At 73.6% G+C, this 20,547-nt stretch carries 14 protein-coding genes; 3 read left to right on the forward strand and 11 right to left on the reverse strand.

The features are described 5' to 3' along the window. Window positions 1–8 precede the first annotated feature (8 nt). The 3 genes from ACZ6ZT_RS13275 to ACZ6ZT_RS13285 form a co-directional block, all read right to left on the reverse strand. Window positions 9–1,601, reverse strand: a complete 1,593-nt coding sequence (locus ACZ6ZT_RS13275; protein ID WP_469718895.1) for a solute symporter family protein — start codon at window positions 1,599–1,601, stop codon at window positions 9–11. Beyond that, window positions 1,598–2,143: a DUF485 domain-containing protein gene (locus tag ACZ6ZT_RS13280; protein WP_469718897.1), complete on the reverse strand. Its 546-nt coding sequence runs from the start codon at window positions 2,141–2,143 to the stop codon at window positions 1,598–1,600. Before ACZ6ZT_RS13280 ends, ACZ6ZT_RS13275 begins: the two co-directional genes overlap by 4 nt. A gap of 194 nt (window positions 2,144–2,337) precedes the next feature. After that, window positions 2,338–4,458, reverse strand: coding sequence for a DNA gyrase/topoisomerase IV subunit B (locus tag ACZ6ZT_RS13285; RefSeq protein WP_469718899.1), 2,121 nt, complete (start codon window positions 4,456–4,458; stop codon window positions 2,338–2,340). A gap of 446 nt (window positions 4,459–4,904) precedes the next feature. Here ACZ6ZT_RS13285 and ACZ6ZT_RS13290 point away from each other — a divergent pair, with 446 nt between their 5' ends. Then, window positions 4,905–5,141, forward strand: a complete 237-nt coding sequence (locus tag ACZ6ZT_RS13290) for a DUF7455 domain-containing protein (protein WP_267032258.1) — start codon at window positions 4,905–4,907, stop codon at window positions 5,139–5,141. 196 nt (window positions 5,142–5,337) lie between these two features. Here ACZ6ZT_RS13290 and ACZ6ZT_RS13295 read toward each other — a convergent pair whose 3' ends face one another. The 7 genes from ACZ6ZT_RS13295 to ACZ6ZT_RS13325 form a co-directional block, all read right to left on the reverse strand. After that, window positions 5,338–6,192: a S1 family peptidase gene (locus tag ACZ6ZT_RS13295; protein WP_469718902.1), complete on the reverse strand. Its 855-nt coding sequence runs from the start codon at window positions 6,190–6,192 to the stop codon at window positions 5,338–5,340. Between the two features lie 214 nt (window positions 6,193–6,406). Next, window positions 6,407–7,990: an RNA polymerase sigma factor gene (locus ACZ6ZT_RS13300; protein ID WP_469718905.1), complete on the reverse strand. Its 1,584-nt coding sequence runs from the start codon at window positions 7,988–7,990 to the stop codon at window positions 6,407–6,409. Between the two features lie 383 nt (window positions 7,991–8,373). Beyond that, window positions 8,374–9,315 carry a FadR/GntR family transcriptional regulator gene (locus ACZ6ZT_RS13305; protein ID WP_469718909.1) on the reverse strand — a complete coding sequence of 314 codons (942 nt, stop codon included), beginning with the start codon at window positions 9,313–9,315 and terminating at the stop codon, window positions 8,374–8,376. Window positions 9,316–9,462: 147 nt separating this feature from the next. Then, window positions 9,463–11,511 carry an ATP-binding cassette domain-containing protein gene (locus tag ACZ6ZT_RS13310; protein ID WP_469718913.1) on the reverse strand — a complete coding sequence of 683 codons (2,049 nt, stop codon included), beginning with the start codon at window positions 11,509–11,511 and terminating at the stop codon, window positions 9,463–9,465. 155 nt (window positions 11,512–11,666) lie between these two features. Then, on the reverse strand, window positions 11,667–12,413 hold the full coding sequence (locus ACZ6ZT_RS13315) for an NUDIX hydrolase (protein WP_469718915.1): 747 nt from the start codon (window positions 12,411–12,413) through the stop codon (window positions 11,667–11,669). A 111-nt stretch (window positions 12,414–12,524) separates the two neighbouring features. After that, window positions 12,525–14,792 carry a glycogen debranching N-terminal domain-containing protein gene (locus ACZ6ZT_RS13320; protein ID WP_469718917.1) on the reverse strand — a complete coding sequence of 756 codons (2,268 nt, stop codon included), beginning with the start codon at window positions 14,790–14,792 and terminating at the stop codon, window positions 12,525–12,527. A 407-nt stretch (window positions 14,793–15,199) separates the two neighbouring features. Continuing rightward, the gene (locus ACZ6ZT_RS13325) at window positions 15,200–16,462 is read right to left on the reverse strand and encodes a DUF4192 domain-containing protein (RefSeq protein WP_469718919.1); all 1,263 of its coding nucleotides are present in this window, start codon (window positions 16,460–16,462) and stop codon (window positions 15,200–15,202) included. 123 nt (window positions 16,463–16,585) lie between these two features. Here ACZ6ZT_RS13325 and ACZ6ZT_RS13330 point away from each other — a divergent pair, with 123 nt between their 5' ends. Continuing rightward, entirely contained in the window at window positions 16,586–18,745 is a 2,160-nt protein-coding gene (locus tag ACZ6ZT_RS13330; RefSeq protein ID WP_469718921.1) for a RecQ family ATP-dependent DNA helicase, read from the forward strand. Window positions 18,746–18,969: 224 nt separating this feature from the next. Then, entirely contained in the window at window positions 18,970–19,599 is a 630-nt protein-coding gene (locus ACZ6ZT_RS13335; protein ID WP_469718923.1) for a hypothetical protein, read from the forward strand. A gap of 308 nt (window positions 19,600–19,907) precedes the next feature. Here the strand turns inward: ACZ6ZT_RS13335 and ACZ6ZT_RS13340 are convergent, their stop codons facing one another. Further along, window positions 19,908–20,540, reverse strand: a complete 633-nt coding sequence (locus ACZ6ZT_RS13340; protein WP_469718925.1) for a hypothetical protein — start codon at window positions 20,538–20,540, stop codon at window positions 19,908–19,910. Window positions 20,541–20,547: the final 7 nt, after the last annotated feature.

Raw genomic sequence — 20,547 nt, forward strand, 5'->3', positions numbered from 1 at the left:
CCGAGGGATCACACCGCGCCGGCCCCGGTCAGGGAGCGGACCTCCGTCTCGGCGTGCTTACGCTCGTCGGCCTCCTCGGCGGAGGTGACCGTACCCAGCCACCCCGCCAGGAAGCCGAGCGGAATGGAGATGATCCCCGGGTTCTGGAGCGGGAAGTACTGGAAGTCCACGCCCGGGAAGAGCGATTCGGGACTGCCCGAGACCACCGGCGACAGGACGACCAGCAGCACGGCGGGAACCAGCCCCCCGTACACCGACCAGACGGCGCCCCGCGTGGTGAACCCCCGCCAGAACAGCGAGTACAGCAGCACCGGCAGGTTCGCCGAGGCCGCCACCGCGAAGGCGAGGCCCACCAGGAAGGCCACGTTCAGGTCCTGGGCGAGCAGCCCGAGGGCGATCGCCACCGCCCCGATGCCGACGGCGGCGCTCCGTGCCACGGCCACCTCGCCGCGCTGCCGGGCGTGCCGGCGCCTGAGCGAGGCGTACAGGTCGTGCGCGACGGAAGCCGACGAGGCGAGGGTGATCCCGGCGACCACCGCGAGGATGGTAGCGAAGGCGATGGCGGCCACAAAGGCGAACAGCACCGCGCCCCCGGTGGAGCCGGCGCCCCCGCCGAGGAAGGCCGCCAGCAGCGGAACCGCCGTGTTCCCGGAGGCGTTGGAGGCCCGTACCTCCGCCGGCCCGAGCAGCGCCGCCGCCCCGAAGCCGAGCACGATGGTCATCAGGTAGAAGCCGCCGATCAGGGCGATGGCCCACACCACCGACCGGCGGGCCGCCCGCGCCGTCGGCACCGTGTAGAAGCGGGACAGGATGTGCGGCAGTCCGGCGGTGCCCAGGACCAGCGCGAGGCCGAGGCTCATGAAGTCGAAGCGGGCCGTCCAGTCGCCCCCGTACTTCAGGCCCGGGGCGAGGAACCGGGTGCCGTGCCCGCTGCGCTCGGCGGCGGTGCTGAGCAGCTGGTCGAAGTTCCCGTGGAAGCGCAGCAGGACCAGCACGGTCAGGGTGACGGCCCCGCCCATCAGCAGGACGGCCTTGACGATCTGGATCCAGGTGGTGGCCCGCATGCCCCCGAAGGACACGTAGACCACCATCAGGGCGCCCACGCCGATCACGGTGAGGGTCCGGGCCCCGTCGCCCGAACTTCCCAGCAGCAGGCCCACCAGACTGCCCGCGCCGACCATCTGCGCGACCAGGTAGAGCACCGAGACCACGACGGAGGAGGTCCCGGCCGCGATCCGTACGGGCCTCTCGCTCATCCGGGCGGCGACCACGTCGGCGAGGGTGAAGCGCCCGCAGTTGCGGACCAGTTCGGCGACCAGGAACAGGACCACCAGCCAGGCGACGAGGAAGCCGACGGAGTACAGCAGGCCGTCGTACCCGAACAGGGCGATCAGCCCGGAGATCCCCAGGAAGGAGGCGGCGGACATGTAGTCACCCGCGATGGCGAAACCGTTCTCCAGGGGCGAGAAGAGGCGGCCGCCGGCGTAGAACTCCTCCGCCGAGCCGTGCCGGTTGCGGCTGACCCAGGTGGTGATGCCGAGGGTGACGGCGATGAAGAGGCTGCAGAGGATCAGCGCGAGGGTCTGGTGTTCGGTGGTCACCGGCCCTCCCCGCGCGCCCGGTCCCGCTCGCGTTCCAGGCCCCGCTCCTGCTCGCGTCCCTGCTCGCGCTCCTGCTCCCGCTCCTGTTCGCGTTCCTGCTCGAAGACGGTCCAGCGCAGGTCGAGCGCGGCCCGGTCCCGCCGCAGCCGGGCGTGCCGGGCGTACGCCCAGGTCAGCAGGAAGGTGCTGAGGAACTGCCCCAGCCCGGCCAGCAGCGCCACGTTGACCGCGCCGATGACGGGCCGGGCCATCAGACCGGGCGCCGCGGTGGCCGCGAGCACGTAGGCGACGTACCAGAGGAAGAAGCCGACGGTGGCGGGGACGACGAACCTCCGGTAGCGGCCGCGCACCTCCTGGAAGGCGGCGCTGCGCTGCACCTCCAGGTAGATGTCGGACGCCGCGGGCGCGGTCCGGCCCGCGGTCACCGGGCGTGGCGGTACCGTTTCCGCACTCTCGCCCCAGCCGGCGGCCGGCGCGTCGTACCAGGGGTCGTCGAGCCGGACCGTCGCGGCATCACGGCCGCGGCCTTCGTCCTTGTCCACCGAACTCTCCTTGTCCGCTGCCGCATTGGCCGCGTGCCCACAAGGATGTGGTCAATGGTCCTTTTCCGGACTGATGTCCCGGTGCTCTTCACTCCTTCAGGTGATGGAGGCGCGAGCTCCGGTGTGCCGGGGCCGGCGACGGACGACGGGCCGCCGCGCGGGGCCGGCCAGAAGGGGCCCGGCCCCGCATGCGGTCAGGCGTCGATGCGCGAGCGGTCCAGGGTCGCCGCCGAGCTGGTGATGAACTCCTTGCGCGGAGCCACCTCGTTGCCCATGAGGAGGTCGAAGACCTGCTCGGCGGAGTCCAGATCGCCGATGTTGATCCGCCGCAGGGTGCGGAAGCGGGGATCCATGGTGGTCTCCGCGAGCTGGTCCGCGTCCATCTCGCCGAGGCCCTTGTAGCGCTGGATGCTGTCCTTGTAGCGGATGTTCTTGCGCTGGTACTCCAGCAGCGTCTGGCGCAGCTCGTTGTCCGAGTACGTGTACACGTACTTGTCCTGCCCCTTCTTGGGCTGGACCAGCTCGATCCGGTGCAGCGGCGGCACGGCCGCGAAGACCCGGCCGGCCTCGACCATCGGCCGCATGTACCGCTGGAAGAGCGTGAGCAGCAGGATGCGGATGTGCGCGCCGTCGACATCGGCGTCGACGAGCAGGACGATCTTGCCGTAGCGGGCGGCGTCGATGTCGAAGGTCCGGCCCGAGCCGGCTCCTATGACCTGGATGATCGCGCCGCATTCGGCGTTCTTGAGCATGTCCGAGACCGAGGCCTTCTGGACGTTGAGGATCTTGCCCCGGATCGGCAGCAGCGCCTGGAACTCGGAGTTCCGCGCGAGCTTGGCCGTACCGAGAGCGGAGTCGCCCTCCACGATGAAGAGCTCGCTGCGGTCCACGTCGTCACTGCGGCAGTCGGCCAGCTTCGCCGGCAGCGACGAGGACTCAAGCGCGGTCTTGCGCCGCTGCGCCTCCTTGTGCTGGCGGGCCGCGATGCGGGTCCGGGCGGCCGCGACGATCTTCTCCATCACCGCGCGGGCCTGCTGCTTGTCGTCGCGCTTGGTGGAGGTCAGGAACGCCTTGAGCTCCTTGGCCACGACGGCCGCGACGATGCGCGTCGCCGCGGAGGTGCCGAGCACCTCCTTGGTCTGGCCTTCGAACTGCGGCTCGGCGAGACGGACGGTGACGACGGCCGTCATGCCCTCCATCGCGTCGTCCTTGACCACGTCGTCCTCGGCGACGCGCAGCAGCTTCGCCGAGCGCAGGACCTCGTTCACGGTCTTGGCGACCGAGCGCTCGAAGCCGGAGACGTGGGTGCCGCCCTTGGGGGTGGCGATGATGTTCACGAAGGACTTGACGTTGGTCTCGTACCCCGTGCCCCAGCGCAGGGCGATGTCCACGCCGAGCTCGCGGGTGACCTCGGTGGGGGTCATGTGGCCGCGGTCGTCGAGGACCGGGACGGTCTCCTTGAAGGTGCCGGTGCCGGTCAGGCGCAGCACGTCGCAGACGGCCTTGTCCTGGGCGAGGTACTCGCAGAACTCGCTGATGCCCCCGTCGAAACGGAAGGTCTCCTCGGTCTTGCCGGCCCCGTCGATGCCCCGCTCGTCGCGGACGACCAGGGTCAGGCCGGGGACGAGGAAGGCGGTCTGGCGGGCGCGCTGGTAGAGGGTCTCCAGGTTGAGCCGGGCGTCCTTGAGGAAGATCTGGCGGTCGGCCCAGTAGCGGATCCGGGTGCCGGTCTTGCCCTTGGCGATGCGCTTGATCTTGCGCAGGCCGCCCGTGGGGTCGAACGGGCTGTCGGCCCCCTGCTCGGTGAACATCCCGGGAACGCCGCGGCGGAAGCTGATGCCGTGGGTGGAGCTGCCCCGGTCGACCTCGACGTCGAGGCGGGCCGACAGGGCGTTGACCACGGAGGCGCCGACGCCGTGCAGACCGCCGGAGGCGGCGTAGGAGCCACCGCCGAACTTTCCGCCGGCGTGCAGCTTGGTCATGACGACCTCGACCCCGGAGAGGCCGGTCTTGGGCTCGACGTCGACGGGGATGCCGCGGCCGTTGTCCCGGACCTCGACGGAGGCGTCCTCGTGGAGGATCACCTCGATGTGGTCGCAGTACCCGCCCAGGGCCTCGTCGACGGAATTGTCGATGATCTCCCAGAGGCAGTGCATGAGGCCCCGGCTGTCGGTGGAGCCGATATACATGCCGGGGCGCTTGCGCACGGCCTCAAGGCCTTCGAGGACGAGCAGGTGCCGCGCGGTGTAGTTGGAACCGTCCCGGTCTGCTCCGGACAGCAGCGCGCTGGAAGGCACGGACGTGTCGGCGGTCACGCAGTTCGCTCCTCGCTGAATTTCTTTTCTGGCCCGGTCGGGCGCAGGGGTGGCTCGGTTGCCGGTCCGAGGGTACCGAGGCCTGGTAGAGCCGATGCAACGCCACCCTCGTAGCTTCTTCAGCCTAGTGCAGATCCGCACGGGTGTTCGATCCCCCGTCAGGGTGAAGCAAACATCACGTTCCCTTCGACGCATGAACCATTTAGGGTTCGGGCACGTCCTCATGCACACCGGCACTCACGCCGGGGAGGACGGGAACTGCTACAAGCGAACGACTGACAACGCGAAACCGTAAAGCACTGCAATACGGCTCCTTCGCCGCCAACCGGCAGCAGCCGGCCAGCTTCGGAAGGAAGTTTCGAGGAAAAGCCGCGAGCGGGAACGTTTTCGGCCTGGTTGGATGTTGACCCTGGTACGACAGCTCGTCGAGCTAGAGAAGAGGCGACGTGACTACTGTTCTGACACCCGCGACCCCGCTGACGGCCGCTGACCGATGCGACCGTTGCGGCGCCCAGGCATATCTGCGCGTCGTTCTCCTGAGCGGTGGTGAACTGCTCTTCTGCGCCCACCACGGGCGTAAGTTCGAGCCGGAACTCAAGAAGATCGCCGCGGAAATACAGGATGAGACCGAGCGGCTTACGTCCGCTCCGGCCGCTAGCGCTGCCGACACCGAGGACCGCTGACACAAGGCCTTACCTCGCATCCGACGAGCCAGGACCGGCCAGGCCGGTCGACGGGCGGCATCTCTGAGACCCAGGGAGGCCGCCCGTCCTCATATCCGGGGCACTTCCCGCTCCAGGCGCCGCCACCCGGCCCCGCACCCCCGTGACGGGCCGTGCGGGGCGCCTGGAGGCCCTCCGGACACCCCGCGCGGTGTCCCTACCCTCCGCCGGTGTGCGCGGCCCTCTGGGCGCCGCTCACGAAGCCGATCAACGGGGCGATCCGGGTGTACACCCCCGGGCTGTCGGCGCGCCCGCAGCCACGCCCCCAGGACACCAGCCCGATCAGCCGCCCCCGGGCCACCAGCGGACCCCCGCTGTCCCCCTGGCAGGCGTCCTTCCCGCCGTCGTGGTCGCCCGCGCACACCATCGACTCGGACCGGTACTGCCCGTCCGCATCACCCGGGTAGGCCCGCCGGCAGACGTCGTCCGCCAGCACCGTGAGGCGCGCCGCCCGCAGCCCGTACGCGTAGTCGCCGAAGCCGCTCGTGTCGCCCCAGCCGTACACGGCCGCCTCGGTCCCCGCCTCGTACGCCGGATCACCCGCCCCGGCCATCGGCAGTACGTGCTGCGCCGCGACCGGCTCGGCCAGCTCCAGTACGGCCAGGTCCCCGGCGTTGCTCCCGGCGTCGTAGGCCGGGTTCACCCGGGCCGCGCGCACCGCGATCTCCCGGCCCTCCTCGGCGTGGAGCTCCGTACGCCCGGTGATCACGCGGAAGTCGGCGACCGATTCCACGGGGCCGCCCAGCACCTGACGGCCCAGGCAGTGGGCCGCCGTCACCACCGTGGTGGGGGCGACGACGACGCCCCCGCAGAACTGGCCGTCCCGGGTACCCCCGAACCGGTCACGGGTGGCGAGGGCCACGACCCACGGACTGTCGGCGACGTTCACCGGGCTCCCGCCTATGACGATGCTGTCTGCGGCCACCCCGGGGGCCTGGGCCAGCGGCAGCGCCGCCGTTCCCGCCACCAGGGTCAGCGCGCCCGCCAGAGCACGGGCGAAGGGACGACGCATGAGGCCTCCTGACTCTGAGTGTGCATGACTCCACCCAGAGTGGGTCGCCCGCCGTCCGGGCGCACCCGCGCGGCCCCGTCGTACGTCGCCGCGCGCCCGGCGTACGTCCCCGCGCGCCCCGCCGGTCGCGCTCCGGCGGGGGCCCGCTCGTGCGTCCGTCCACAGCCCGTCCACCCGCGCTCCGGTCCGCGCCGCCGCGGACCGGAGCCGTCCGTCAGTCCAGGTAGTCGCGCAGGACCTGGGACCGGGACGGGTGACGCAGCTTCGACATGGTCTTCGACTCGATCTGGCGGATGCGCTCACGGGTGACCCCGTAGACCTTGCCGATCTCGTCGAGGGTCTTCGGCTGGCCGTCGGTCAGGCCGAAGCGCATCGAGACCACGCCCGCCTCGCGCTCGCTGAGGGTGTCCAGGACCGAGTGCAGCTGCTCCTGCAGCAGCGTGAAACTCACGGCGTCGGCCGGGACGACCGCCTCGGAGTCCTCGATGAGGTCACCGAACTCGCTGTCGCCGTCCTCGCCGAGCGGGGTGTGCAGGGAGATCGGCTCACGCCCGTACTTCTGGACCTCGATGACCTTCTCGGGGGTCATGTCGAGTTCCTTCGCCAGCTCCTCCGGGGTGGGCTCGCGGCCCAGGTCCTGGAGCATCTGGCGCTGTACGCGGGCGAGCTTGTTGATCACTTCGACCATGTGCACCGGGATGCGGATGGTGCGGGCCTGGTCGGCCATGGCGCGCGTGATCGCCTGTCGGATCCACCACGTCGCGTACGTGGAGAACTTGTACCCCTTGGTGTAGTCGAACTTCTCCACCGCGCGGATCAGGCCCAGGTTGCCCTCCTGGATCAGGTCCAGGAAGAGCATGCCGCGGCCGGTGTAGCGCTTGGCGAGGGAGACCACGAGGCGGAGGTTGGCCTCCAGGAGGTGGTTCTTGGCCCGGCGGCCGTCCTCGGCGATGATCTCCAGCTCGCGCTTGAGCTTGGGGGCCAGCTTGTCGGAGTTCGCCAGCTTGTCCTCGGCGAACAGGCCCGCCTCGATGCGCTTGGCGAGCTCGACCTCCTGCTCGGCGTTGAGGAGCGGGACCTTGCCGATCTGCTTGAGGTAGTCCTTGACGGGGTCGGCGGTGGCGCCGGCCACGACGACCTGCTGGGCCGGGGCGTCGTCCTCGTCGTCCGAGATGACGAAGCCCTTGTTCTCCCCGCCCTCTTCTTCCTCTTCGGCCTCGCCCTTCGCGACGTCGGGGGTCTCGTCCGCCCCCTCCTCGTCGCCCTCGTCGGCGTCCTTCTTGGCTGCGGTCTTCTTGGCGGCCGTCTTCTTCGCGGCGGTCTTCTTCGCCGGCGCGGCCTTCTTCGCCGCCGTCTTGCGCGCGGCGGTCTTCTTCGCGGCGGGCTCGGCCGCGGGCTCCTCGCCCGGGGCGACCACGAGCTCCGGATCCGTCGCCCCGGCGTCCGCGACGGCGTCCGTATCGGTGTCGGCCACCGCCGGGGCGGCGGCCGTCTTCGCCGCGACGGTCTTGGTCGCCGTCCGCTTGGCGGGGCTCTTCGCCGCGACGCTCTTGCGGGGGGTGCGCTTGGGCGACTCCGCGGCACTGACCATCAGCGTCACACCCTCTTCCTCAAGGATCTGGTTGAGGCTGCGCAGGACATTCTTCCACTGGGTCGCAGGAATCTGGTCAGCCTCGAAGGCCCGACGCACGTCATCGCCGGCGATCTGCCCCTCGGCCTTGCCCCGCTCGATGAGCGCCATCACGGACTCGGAATCGGCGATCTCCGGCGGGAGCGTACGGGATGTGCTGGCCGACACGAACAACCTCTCGGAACGATGGGAACGGCTTCCGACCCCGGCCTGGTGCTGGACCGGAGCCGACGACCACCGACTGGGGATGGGCCGGGGGCGCGGGCAGGGGCCGGGGAGCTGTACAGCATCCCCAAGGGCTGCTGTCTTCCCTCCGTCGGCCATCACCTCTTACGTCATCGCGCGACGTCGCGGAGCGTTACGCCGAATCTTCGTGGCCCGAATCACATCGGCCCCCGAACGGCCCCGCCGCGTGGCCGCGCGTGCGCGCACCGGAGTCGCGCGAACGCCCTGCGGAAGATACGCGAACGTCCCCCGCACACCGGAGTCGCCGGGCCCGAAACGGGCCCGGCGACCGGTCGTGCACCCCCGCGTCCCCGCGCGTCGGGGCGTCAGTGCTCGCGCGGGGCGGGGACCACGCGCTCGACCTCCGGGTGCACCGTCAGCAACTGGCGCATGGCGTTCTCGGCTCCCAGGGCGTCCCCGGCCGCGAGCGCCTCCACCATCCGGGCGTGGTGCGCGACGCAGGTCTCGCTGGGGCGGTCGCAGGCGGTGACGGGGCTGCCCGACACCTGGAGGGCGGCGGAGACGATGCCGGAGAGGTGTTCCAGCATGCGGTTGCCCGCGACCTGGATCAATAGCGCGTGGAACTCGTTGTCGGCGCGCGCGAAGGTGATCGCGTCACCCTGGCCGAGGGCGTGGCCCATGATCTCGACCATGTCGGCGAGGCGCTGCTGGACTTCCGGGCGGCCGTGGCCGGCGGCGAGCCGGGCGGCCAGCGGCTCGATGGTCCAGCGGAGCTCGCCCAGCTCGCGGCGCTGGTCGTCGCGCTGGGGGCCGAACGCCCGCCACTCGATGATGTCGGGGTCGAGCAGGTTCCAGTCGGCGACCGGGCGGACCCGGGTGCCCACGTTGGGGCGGGCGCTGACGAGGCCCTTGGCCTCCAGGACCCGCAGGGATTCGCGGACCACCGTGCGGGAGACCTCGAAGCGCTGGCCGATCTCCTCGGGGACCAGGGGGCGATCCGCTCCGAGGTCGCCGGAGACGATCATCTGGCCGAGCTGCTGGACGAGTTGGCCGTGCAGGCCGCGCCCGCGGCTGCCCGACGCGCGGCGACCGACGCGACCCAGCTCGACGTCGCCGCCGTCCCAGTGCGGCGGTCCGACGCGGTCGGACCCGGGGGCCTCCGGGTAGGGGTAGCGGTCGAGTTCGCCCGGGCCGGCGAGGCCGGAGTCGGCATGGCGGGCGGCGGTCATCATGGTGTGCGCAAGGGTACTCACGAATCCTTTGTCGGCCGTGCCTCCTTCACCCTTGAGGTCTTTGGTGAAAAGCACACGAAAGGGTGATCGGTGCCACCTACGCAATTGACGACTTATCGTAAAGAACCGGGCTTTTTGCGGGGAGTTGCGGTCCACTTCCCGCGATGCGGCCCGATGTGGACTTCTACGGTCCCGCCGGAGTCGCCTCCGGCCTCGGAACGGTCACCAACGGACGCGGCCGCGCAGTCCTGTGAACGCATAGGCGCACAACAGGACCATCAGGGACAACAGCAGTGCCGTGCCGACGGGTTGGACCATCACCCGAAGCGCCGCCAGCACGATCCGGTCCGTCTCCGGCGGCCACGGCGACCAGATCAGGCCGCGCAGCCGGGCGGTGATCCCGGTCACGGGGTACGCGGACGGCCCCTCCAGCGCCTTGCGCACCAGCGGTACCACCACCACCGGTACGGCGAGCACCGCGGCCACGCCCGCCGAGGCGGCCCGGAAGACGCCGGAGGCCAGCACGCCGGCCCAGGCGCAGCCGATGAGCAGCCCCGCCCAGCTCGCGGCGGGGGAGATCCACTCCGCGGGCGCGCTCAGCGGCCCGGCGCCGAAGACGAGCCGCAGCGCCGCCACGTCGGCGGCGACCGCGAGGACGCCGAGGACCAGGGCGAGGCCGGCGCAGACCACGAGTTTGGCGACGAGCAGCCCCATCCGGCGGGGGACCGTGCCCCGGTCCGCGGCGAGGGCGGGGTAGCGGTACTCCTCGCCGAAGGCCAGGGAGCCGAGCAGCCCGGCCCCGAGCGCGGCGGGCGGCAGCGGGAACAGCTCCGGCCAGGCGGCGAGCAGCCGGTTCTGGGGGGTGTGGCCGGCGTGGGCGAGCACCAGGGTGATGAGCGCGGAGACGGTGACGACGGCGGTGGCGGTCAGGAGCGCAGTGGCGGTGCCGAACACGCGGCGCGTCTCGTAGCGCAGCGGCCACAGCGGACCGCCGACGCGGCGCACCCTGGAACCGGGACGCCCGGCAGTCGCGTGGGCCGGCCCGGCGGCGGCCTTCCGCGAGAAGCCGCCCGGCGCGTCGGCGGGTTCCGGGAGGCCGGCCGGCTCGGAGGCGGCGCCCCATCCCGCGCCCGCCCGGTCCCCCTCCGCGCCCGTGCTGCCGATGCGTCCCGCCCCGGTGACGAGGGCCGTACGGAACTCCGGGCGCGGCTCCGGGTGATCCTGGGCCTGCGCCCCGGCCGGGAGGCCCGCACCGGATCCCGTGGCGGGGCGGCTCTGGACCGCGGCTTCGACCCGGACCTCCGCCCGGGCCGCCGTCGTGGCGCCCCGGGTACGGGCCTGCGGTACGGGCGGGTTCGGCGGCACGGGTGGAGCGGGTGGAGCGGCCGGGACGGGCGCCCCGGCGTCACCGGTCTCGTCGGCCAGCTGATGGACGAGCACACCGTGCCGGAAGGCCACTTCGCCGATCTCGGCGCAGGTGCTGCCGTACACCGACAGCCGGCTGCCGCTCTCCGCGACGATCTCCACCACACGCCGGGCGGACCGGGCCTCGCGGCCCAGTACGTCGGCGAGCCGGGCGGCGTGCGGGGTGCGTACGGCGACCCGCGGTCGCAGCCGGGTGCGGGCGAAGTCCGCGGCGTCCTGGTCGGCGACGAGACGGCCCGCGGCGATGGACACCACCCGGTCGGCGTGACGGGCGGCCTCCTTCGCGTCGTCCGTGGTGAACAGCACGGTCCCGCCGAGGGAGGCGTGCCCACGCAGGAGGTCGTGGAGCCAGGTCCGCTCACGGGCGGCGAGCCCGGAGGCGGGCTCGTCGAGGAGCAGCGTGCAGGGGTCGGCGAGCAGGGCCGCGGCGAGCGCGACGCGGCGCTCCATGCCGGCCGAGAGCGAACCGAGCCGCTGGTCGCGCAGCCCGCTGATGCCGACGACCTCCATCAGCAGGTCCGCCCGGGAGGCCGGTACGCCGACGGCCGCGGTGAGCATGCGCAGCTGGTTGCGGACCGTCCTGGACGGATGTCCGGGGACGTCGCCGAGGAGGACCCCGACTTCGCGGCCGGGATGCGGGACGCGGTGCAGCGGGCGGCCGCGGAAGTAGGTGACGCCGCGGCCCGGTTCGAGTTCGAGCATGAGCCGCAGGGCGGTGGTCTTGCCCGCGCCGGGCTCGCCGAGCAGGGCGGTCACGCACCCCGGACGGGCCTCGAAGCTGAGGTCGTTCACGAGGGGCGGGAGTTCTCGACGGGGTGTGCTGGTGAGTCCGATGGCCTGGAGCATCGCTTCTCTCGCGGGGGGTGAGACCGCTCTGCGGCAGGGTGAGTACCGCTAGCAAGATAACGCGATATGTCCGATTTTCCACGCAACCGGCTCGCGTCGGTCGCGAGAGTGCCGCCCGGCCGGCCCAACGCCCGGCCGGCGGGCCCGGCGGCGGGTCAGACCTCCGGACGCAGCATCGGCGGGTTGAGCAGGGTCGCCCCGCCGGCCCGGAACAGCTGGGCCGGCCTGCCACCCTGACGGGTCGTCGTCCCTCCGGCCGGAACCAGGAAGCCGGGGGTGCCGGTGACCTTGCGGTGGAAATTGCGGGGGTCCAGCGACACGCCCCACACAGCCTCGTAGACCCGGCGCAGCTCTCCGACCGTGAACTCCGGCGGGCAGAAGGCGGTGGCCAGGGAGGAGTACTCGATCTTCGACCGGGCCCGCTCGACCCCGTCCGCCAGGATCCGCGCATGGTCGAAGGCCAGTCCGGCGGAGGGCTGGTCGGCACCCTCCAGGAGCTCGTCGACGGGAGCCCAGCGGGCACCGTTGGCGTCACCGCCGGCCCGGGGCGCGGGCAGGTCCGGGGCGAGGACCAGGTGGGCCACGCTGACGACCCGCATCCGGGGATCGCGCTGCGGGTCCCCGTACGTGGCCAGCTGCTCCAGGTGCGCTCCGTTGTCCGCGCCGGGCACGGCGGCGTCGTGCGCGCACAGGCCCGTCTCCTCGGCGAGTTCCCGGGCCGCGGCCGCCGCCAGGTCCTCGTCGCCGCGGACGAAGCCGCCGGGCAGTGCCCAGCTCCCCTGGAACGGCTGCTCTCCCCGTCGTACGACCAGCGCGCAGAGCGCGTGGCGCCGCACGGTGAGCACGACCAGGTCGACGGTGACGGCGAAGGGCGGGAAGGCCGACGGGTCGTAGGGCGACATGCCGCGATCATAGTCGTCTGCCTGACGATAAACAGAGCTTTGGTGATCTCGGAGACGGCGATCTGGAACCCGGACCGCATCTTCGCGACCCACACGGTCGGTCGCGCACGCTCAGCTCCGCAGTTGCAGTCCATCGGCGGCCTCCTCCACCATTCCGACGCCGAGACGGCTGATCCGGACGGTGAACGGCTCCCCCGCCACCCTCAGGCCGGAGAGCCGCAGGGCGCCGAGGGGGGCGCCCGCCCTGGGGGTCACGGCGACCGTCCCGGCCGGGGCGTCCGGACGGATTCCGGCGAGTGCGGTGAGGGCGTGGATTCCGGCCGCGGCGGCGACTGCGGCGGGCCTGCACGCCGCCGGATGCGGGAGCGGTGCGCTGCCGGCGGTGCGCTGCTCGGCCGCGTACATCTCCGGCAGCCGGTATCCGAAGGTCTCCGCCGCGTCGAGCAGCCCCTTCAGCAGCCCGGCGGCCTCCTTCTCGAAGCCGGCCTGGGCGAGGCCCGCCACGGCGAGGGCGCTCTCGTGGGCCCGGACCGCGCCCGACCGGTGGCCGAAGGGGTTGTGGCCCGGTTCGCGGGCCGCCATGCTGCGCAGCCCCCAACCGGAATCCATGGCCGGGGCGCCGAGGAGCCGGGCGAGGTGCTCGGTGCGGACGGGGTCCAGCAGGCCGGGCGCGAGCCGGCCGCCGCCCAGCAGCCCAGCGTCGAGCAGGTGGGCGGCGGCCCCCGTCAGCCGGGGCAGCGGCCTGCCGTCGGGATGCAGGGCCGCGGCGGGGCGGCCCCCGTCCGGGCCGTCGATCCAGAACCGGGCCCGGAACCTCTCGCGCAGCGCCCCGGCCCACTCGCGCCATTCGGCCGCTCCGGGCCGCCCGCAGTCGGCCAGCAGGTCGGCGCCGAGCAGCGCGGCCCGGTGCGCGTGGGCCTGGGTCTCGCAGCGGCGCGGCCCCGGATCGGGGTCGGCCACGAAGCCGTCCTCCCCCAGTGCCCCGCGCAGCCAGTCCAGGCAGCGTTCCGCGACGGGCAGCAGCCGGGCCACCTCCTCCTCGGGCAGCCCCCACCTGCGGGCCTCGGCCAGCACCGCCGGGAAGCCGAGGGTGGCCTCGGTCCCGGTGCACCCCGGTGGCAGCTGCGGCCCGGCGGCACGCAGCGGCCCCGGGATCTTGCCCGCCCCGGGGCCGCGTCCCCCGGCCTGACCCCGGGCCAGGGTCCGCAGCGTGGCGGCGGCCAGCCCGGCGCCGAGCGGCAGCGCCATCCGGGCGGCCCACAGCGACTCGGCCGGGGCCAGCCCGAGCCGCCACGGCACTCCGGCCGCCGCGAAGGCGTCCCCGGGCGCCTCGGGGTCCCGTAGGAGCAGCGCGCGCAGGTCGTCGAGGCTGGTCCGGAACCAGGCCTCGGCCCTCGGGTCGTCCCCCTCGGCGCGTGCGTTCGCCAGCGGGTTCGCGACCTGCCCGGCGGGGGCCCGCGCGGAGCGGTCGCGGGTGGTCCGCAGCTCGATGCTGAAGGACTCGCCCGGGCCCAGTTCGAGCTGCCAGCGCAGCAGTCCGGCCGAGGCGAGGGCGTCGTCGGGGGCCGGTTCGGCGGTGGTGACGGCGAGGGCTTCCCCCGTACTCCAGCGCAGTCCCCCGGCATGCACCCCGGCGGCGAGCTCGGGCCCGGCGCGGCCCGCCGCGACGGCGCCGAGTTCGGCCAGGTCGGTGCCGAGGGAGACCTCCACGGGGAGGCGTAACGGACGGGTCGCGAAGCTGCGCAGGGTGATCCGCTCGGTGCCGTCGGCGTGGCGCACCCGCTCGACGCCGATGTCGGGGTCCGGGCCGGCCTCGACGCCGGTGCGGACGGTGGCGCTGAAGGAGGCCCGGTCGGCGCCGAGGCTGCGTGCCTGGACGGCGACCGGATCCCGGCCGGCCACACGCAGCACGCAGCGGGACAGCAGCCGCCGCCCGGCCCGGTAGATCCCGTCGATGCCCCGGCCGGTGAGCTGGCCATGTTCGGGCGAGATGACCAGGCAGGGCGCGGCGACGCAGATCACGGCGCCGTGTACGGGAGGCAACTCGGCCCTCCGCGCATGCCCCGCCCCGAACGGCTGCCCGGCGACCGCACCCCCGGGCTGCCCCGTCCCCGCGCCGAGGGACGGCCCCGTCCCCGCACCCTCAGGCTGCCCTGGCACCGCACCGCCCGGCCGGCCCGGCACCGCACCGACAGACGACCCCGGGCCCGGGCCCGAACCCACGGACCGCCCCGGCGCGGCGGGCTGCCCCGGCACCCCGCCGACCGGCGCGCCCGGCACCGCGCCGACGGCTCGTCCGGGTGCCGCACCGGCCGGGCGGGACTCCGGGCCCGGCCCCCGCTGGGGCCCTGCCGGCCGGTCCGAGGAGCCCCCGGGCATCCGGTCCGCGTCCCCCGGGGCCGGCCCCCGGTCCACTCCGGAGTGGCCGGCAGTGGAGTCGCACGCCACGACTTCCGGCCCGGCCCCGGAGGCCGGGCCGTCCCGGCGCTCCGGGAAGGGAGGCGGGAGGGCACCGGACGGGTCGGTTTCAGGTGCGGGGGGAGCCATGTGCCGCCTTGTCTGCGCTCCGGCCGGTTCTGCTGGGCGGCGGCGCGGCCGGGCGCCCACCACCCCCCAGCTGAACGCCGCCACCCCCGCCCGGGTCACGGGCTCCGCCGGCGGCTGCCCGCACCGGGCGGCGGGCCGACGGAGCAAGGCCGCGCCCACAGCGCTCCGCAGCCCCCGCGCGACACTCCGCCCGCGCGGCCCGTGGACGGGGCACGGCCCGCCGCGGGCCCGGCGCGGGCTCACTGCCCGCTCCCTTCGGCGCGACGGGCCGGGCGCCGGGTGCGCGGGGCGCGGCGGCCGGGTGGCCGGGTGGTGGCGGGTGTCCGCTTGCGGCGGGGTTCGCGGCGGGCGCGCTCCTCCCGCAGGCACTGCCGCAGCCCCTCCGGATCGATGCCCTCGTTGCACGCGTGGTGGAGGAGCTGGGCGAAGCGGTACTCGGCGTCGGCCCGCAGCGCGAGCCCGAACGCGATCCGGGCGGTCGGCTCGTCCCCGCTGGACCACGAGACCCAGCCGGCGAGGGTGAGCGGGGCGGCCGCGTGCTCCCCGTAGGCGCCGACGCAGCGCCGGGCCAGGGCCCGCCACAGCCGCAGGGCGGGGGCTGCCTCGTCCGCCTCCATCCACTCGGCGGCGATGTCGCGGATCTCGCGGTCCTGGAGCCCGAGGATCAAGGCGGCCGCCTCGTCGTGCCCGAGGAGGGCGTCGTCCCAGTCGTCGGCGCGCGGGCCTCCCTCGGCGGGCGGAGCGAGAGTCATCCGGCGCATCAGGGTCTTGGCCAGGGCGATGGTCTCCGCGCCGACCTGCTCCCGGGTGGCGCCGTCGAGGATCTTCGGGTCCAGGGCGGCGGCGGCCTGCCCCAGGGCCTCCTCCTGCTCGGCGGCCCAGGAGCCGCGCAGGGGCGTCAGCCGGCCCTCGATCTCCTTCAGCGAGCCCCTCACCTGGAGCCCGGCGAAGGTGGCCGCCGCGGCCATCACCGAGGTGCCCGGCGGGGCCAGCGGGTTGCCTTCGGCCGGGCAGCAGTCGGGATCGGCGCAGGTGTAGGACCAGTAGCGGCCGCCGGAGAGGCACAGGGCCTCCAGGACGGGCACGTCCAGCGCTCCGCAGGCGATCCGCAGCCGCTGGGCGAGCGGCCGCAGCCGGGTCATGACCCGCTGACCGCTCTCCCCGCCCCGGGGGTCCTGGCAGAGGAACACCACGATGCCGTCGGGCTTCTCGCCGCGCCGCTCACTGCCCCGCACGAGGCACTCGGCGACCTGCCGGGCGGTGTCCTCCCACTCGGAGTGTGCGGGAGGGATGCCGACCCGGAGCCGGCCGCCGAAGCGTCCGGCCTCGCCGTGCACGGCGACCATGACGAGGGAGTCGGTGGGGTGGAAGCCGAGCATGTAGGGCAGGGCGTCGGCCAGTTCGGCCGGGCTGCGCAGGGTGATCTGGGAGGGGTCGGCGGCTCCGGAGGGGCCGGCGGACGGTCGTCGGGACGGGCTGCGGGATTCGTGGTTCGTCGTCATGCCTCGAAGGTCCCGTGCCCGGTCCGATCCGGAAACCCCTGTGGATAACTCTTTGAATCTTCAATATCCACAGGTTCAGAGCGCCATTGGCGCGATGTCCGAGGCATCGGGTTGCATGGGGGCATGAACGCAGACCTGAGGTCCTCGGCCGATTCCGTACTCGCCCGTCTCGTGGGCGACCCCACGGGCACCGCAAAGCTGCGCGAGGACCAGTGGCTGGCGATCGAGGCCCTCGTCGCGCACAAGCGGCGCGCCCTCGTCGTCCAGCGCACGGGGTGGGGCAAGTCCGCGGTCTACTTCGTGGCCACGTCCCTGCTGCGGGCGAGCGGCGCCGGCCCCACCGTCATCGTCTCCCCGCTGCTCGCGCTGATGCGCAACCAGGTCGAGGCCGCCGCCCGGGCGGGCATCCGGGCCCGCACCATCAACTCCGCCAACCCCGAGGAGTGGGAGGGCATCCAGGCCGAGGTCGCGGCGGGCGAGGTCGACGTCCTGCTGGTCAGTCCGGAGCGGCTCAACAATCCCGACTTCCGCGACCAGGTACTCCCCAAGCTCTCGGCCGCCACCGGCCTGCTCGTGGTCGACGAGGCGCACTGCATCTCCGACTGGGGACACGACTTCCGCCCCGACTACCGCCGCCTGCGCACCATGCTCGCCGATCTGCCCCCGGGCGTCCCCGTCCTGGCGACGACCGCCACCGCCAACGCCCGCGTGACGGCCGACGTCGCCGAACAGCTCGGCACCGGAGCGGGCACCGACGCCCTGGTGCTGCGCGGCCCGCTGGACCGCGAGAGCCTGAGCCTGGCCGTACTGACCCTGCCCGACGCCGCGCACCGGCTGGCCTGGCTCGCCGACCACCTCACCGACCTGCCGGGCTCCGGAATCATCTACACCCTGACGGTCGCCGCCGCCGAGGAGGTCACCGCCTACCTCCGCCACCGCGGGCACACGGTGTCCTCGTACACCGGCAAGACCGAGAACGCCGACCGCGAACAGGCGGAGAACGACCTCCAGGCCAACCGGGTCAAGGCCCTGGTGGCCACCTCCGCCCTGGGCATGGGCTTCGACAAGCCCGACCTGGGCTTCGTGGTGCACCTGGGGTCGCCCTCCTCCCCCATCGCCTACTACCAGCAGGTCGGCCGCGCGGGCCGCGGCGTCGAGCACGCCGAGGTCCTCCTGCTCCCCGGCCGCGAGGACGAGGCGATCTGGCAGTACTTCGCCTCCGTCGCCTTCCCGCCGGAGGAGCAGGTGCGCCGCACCCTGGACGTGCTGGCCCAGGCGGGCCGACCCCTCTCGCTGCCCGCCCTGGAACCGCTGGTCGACCTGCGCCGCACCCGCCTGGAGACGATGCTGAAGGTCCTCGACGTGGACGGGGCCGTCCACCGCGTCAAGGGAGGCTGGACCTCCACCGGCGAACCCTGGACGTACGACGCCGAGCGCTACGCGTGGGTCGCCCGGCAGCGCGCCGCCGAACAGCAGGCGATGCGGGACTACGCGGCGTCGACCGCCTGCCGGATGGAGTTCCTGCGCCGCCAGCTCGACGACGAGGAGGCCGCGCCCTGCGGCCGCTGCGACAACTGCGCCGGGGCCCGCTTCACCGCGGACGTCTCCACCGCCGCCCTGGACACCGCCCGCGGCGAACTGGGCCGCCCCGGCGTGGAACTGGAACCCCGGAAGATGTGGCCGACCGGTCTCGCGGCGGTCGGTGTGGACCTCAAGGGCCGGATCCCGGCCGGGGAACAGGCCTCCACGGGCCGGGGCCTCGGCAGGCTGTCCGACATCGGCTGGGGCAACCGGCTGCGGCCCATGCTCGCCCCGCAGGCCCCCGACCAGCCCGTTCCGGACGATGTCGCGCAGGCCGTGGTGGCCGTCCTCGCCGACTGGGCGCGCGGGCCGGGCGGCTGGGCCTCCGGCGCCGACGACGCCCCGGCCCGGCCCGTGGGCGTGGTCGCGCTGCCCTCGCGCACCCGCCCCCAGTTGGTCGGCTCCTTGGCCGCGCGGATCGCGGAGGTGGGGCGCATCCCGCTGCTCGGCGCCCTGGAATACACCGATCAGGCACCTGAGTTCGGGCTCCCGTCCTCGAACAGCGCCCAGCGGGTGCGCGGACTCCACCAGGCGTTGACCGTTCCGCCAGCCCTGGCGACCAGCCTGTCCGAGGCGCCGGGTCCGGTGTTCCTCGTCGACGACCGCGCGGAGAGCGGCTGGACCCTCGCGGTGGCGGCCCGGCTGCTGCGCCGGGCGGGCGCGAAGGGGGTGTTTCCGCTGGTGCTCGCGCTCCAGCCGTAGGCGAATGAGTCATCTCCGGCGTGACGGGGCTCGAAGGGGGCAAGGATATGAACGGCATACCGGCGAATTCCGGTCTGCGGCTTCAACTGCTCATTGCCCCACCGTCACGCGCCACGCGAGAATCGGAGTGCTCCCGCTCGGCTCCTCGGCACTCCAGGGCCACGCCGTGGCGCGCCCACATCCCAGCCGTGCCCGTTCGCGGGCGTGTACCCGAAGGGAGGACCGTGACCTTCGGATTCGCCCCGCCCTCGACCACGTCCCTGACCACGGCCGCGGGCGGCACCAGCCGTCACGGCCGGCTGCTCGAACCCGCCGACTGGACGGCGGCGGGCATACCCCTGCTGCGCGACCCGCGCGAGGTGGTGGTTGGCCTGCACGCGCGACACAACCCCGTCCCGTCCACCGCGGTGATCGCCGTGCTCGGCCCCGAGGAACAGCTCGTGGCGAGCGCGTCGTTCACGCAGCGGTCGGGTTCGGCGGACGGCTGGGAGTACCGCAACGCGCTGCTCTCCCGGCTGCGCAGGGTCATCCCGCACGACCTGCGGCGGCGGACCCCGGTGCGGACGGCGGTACTGATGTACTGCCGTGAGGGCGACGAGCGGTGGACCGAGGAGGACGGGGCCTGGATGTGGGGGCTGCGGGACGCCTGCACCCTGCACGGGCTGCGCTGCGGCGCGTACATCACGCTGACCCGAGGGGGCTGGCAGGTGCTGGGCGAAGGCCGCGGCGGCCGCAGCCCCGGCTCGCGGTCCCGGTCCGAGGGCCTCGGTTCCGTGCACCCCGAGCTCGCGCCAATGACCCTGAGCACCGCCGGCGGCGCGGCCGAGCCGCTGCGCCGCACCGCGGCCCGCTGAGCGGTCGGGCACCGGCGGGAGGGGCTCGAAAACCGGCACTCCCACAGCGAGGCCCGTACCGGGAGCCGAGACCCGAGAGCGTGAACGAGAACCCTGACACGCACAGCGTCATGACGCAGTGTCAGACCGGCCACTCACGCCTCTACGACGACACCGGCTCAGCCCGTCCGGCACCCACAACGCTCCCCGCCGCCCGGGCAGCCCTCACGGCCGTACTCCCGAAAAGAAACGGGGGTACGGCTGATCGGGCCCCGGACCTCGGCGGAGCCACCAAGCCCCGCCCTTCACACCGTGCTGGCTACGGGACGTCAGACGCCCGCACCCAGCACGGAGTTGATCTGGTGTGCGTCGCCGCACACGATCAGCAGGGCGCCGGCACGCGTGAGCGCGACGGGCAGTGCGGTGACGGTGGTCCCCTCGGGTCCGCCGTTGGCCGCGAAGACCACGACGGGACGGCCGGCGGCGCGCTCCACGTGCGCCGCGTCCGCGTAGAAGACGTCGTCCCGGGCGTCGTGCTGGGCCCAGTAGGACGCCTCGCCGAAGGACAGTTCGTGCGCGGCCCACGGGTGCGGGTCGCCGGTGGTGATCACCAGGATGTCGCCGGGCGCGCGCCCGGTGTCGAGCAGCAGGTCCACGGCCTCCTCGGCCGCGTCCAGCGCACCCTCGGCGGACGCCGGGATCAGCTGGACCTGGGGCACGGCCGCCGAGACGGACGGCGCGGTGGGGGCTGCGGGAACGGCTCCGGTGGCGGCCTGCGCCGCGCGCTGCGCGGGCGGGGCCGGCCGGACGGGACCGGGGCGTCCGGGCCGGGGTACGGCGGCGGGACGCGGACCAGGTACGGGGCGGGGGGTCTGCGCGGTGCGGCTCGCGGCCGGCGTGACGCGGGGACCCTGGGCACTCTCGTGAATCTGAGGCTCCTCGATGGCGGGGGTGAGAGGCATGAGTTGA

The sequence above is a fragment of the Streptomyces sp. NPDC102258 genome (genome assembly GCF_055584685.1).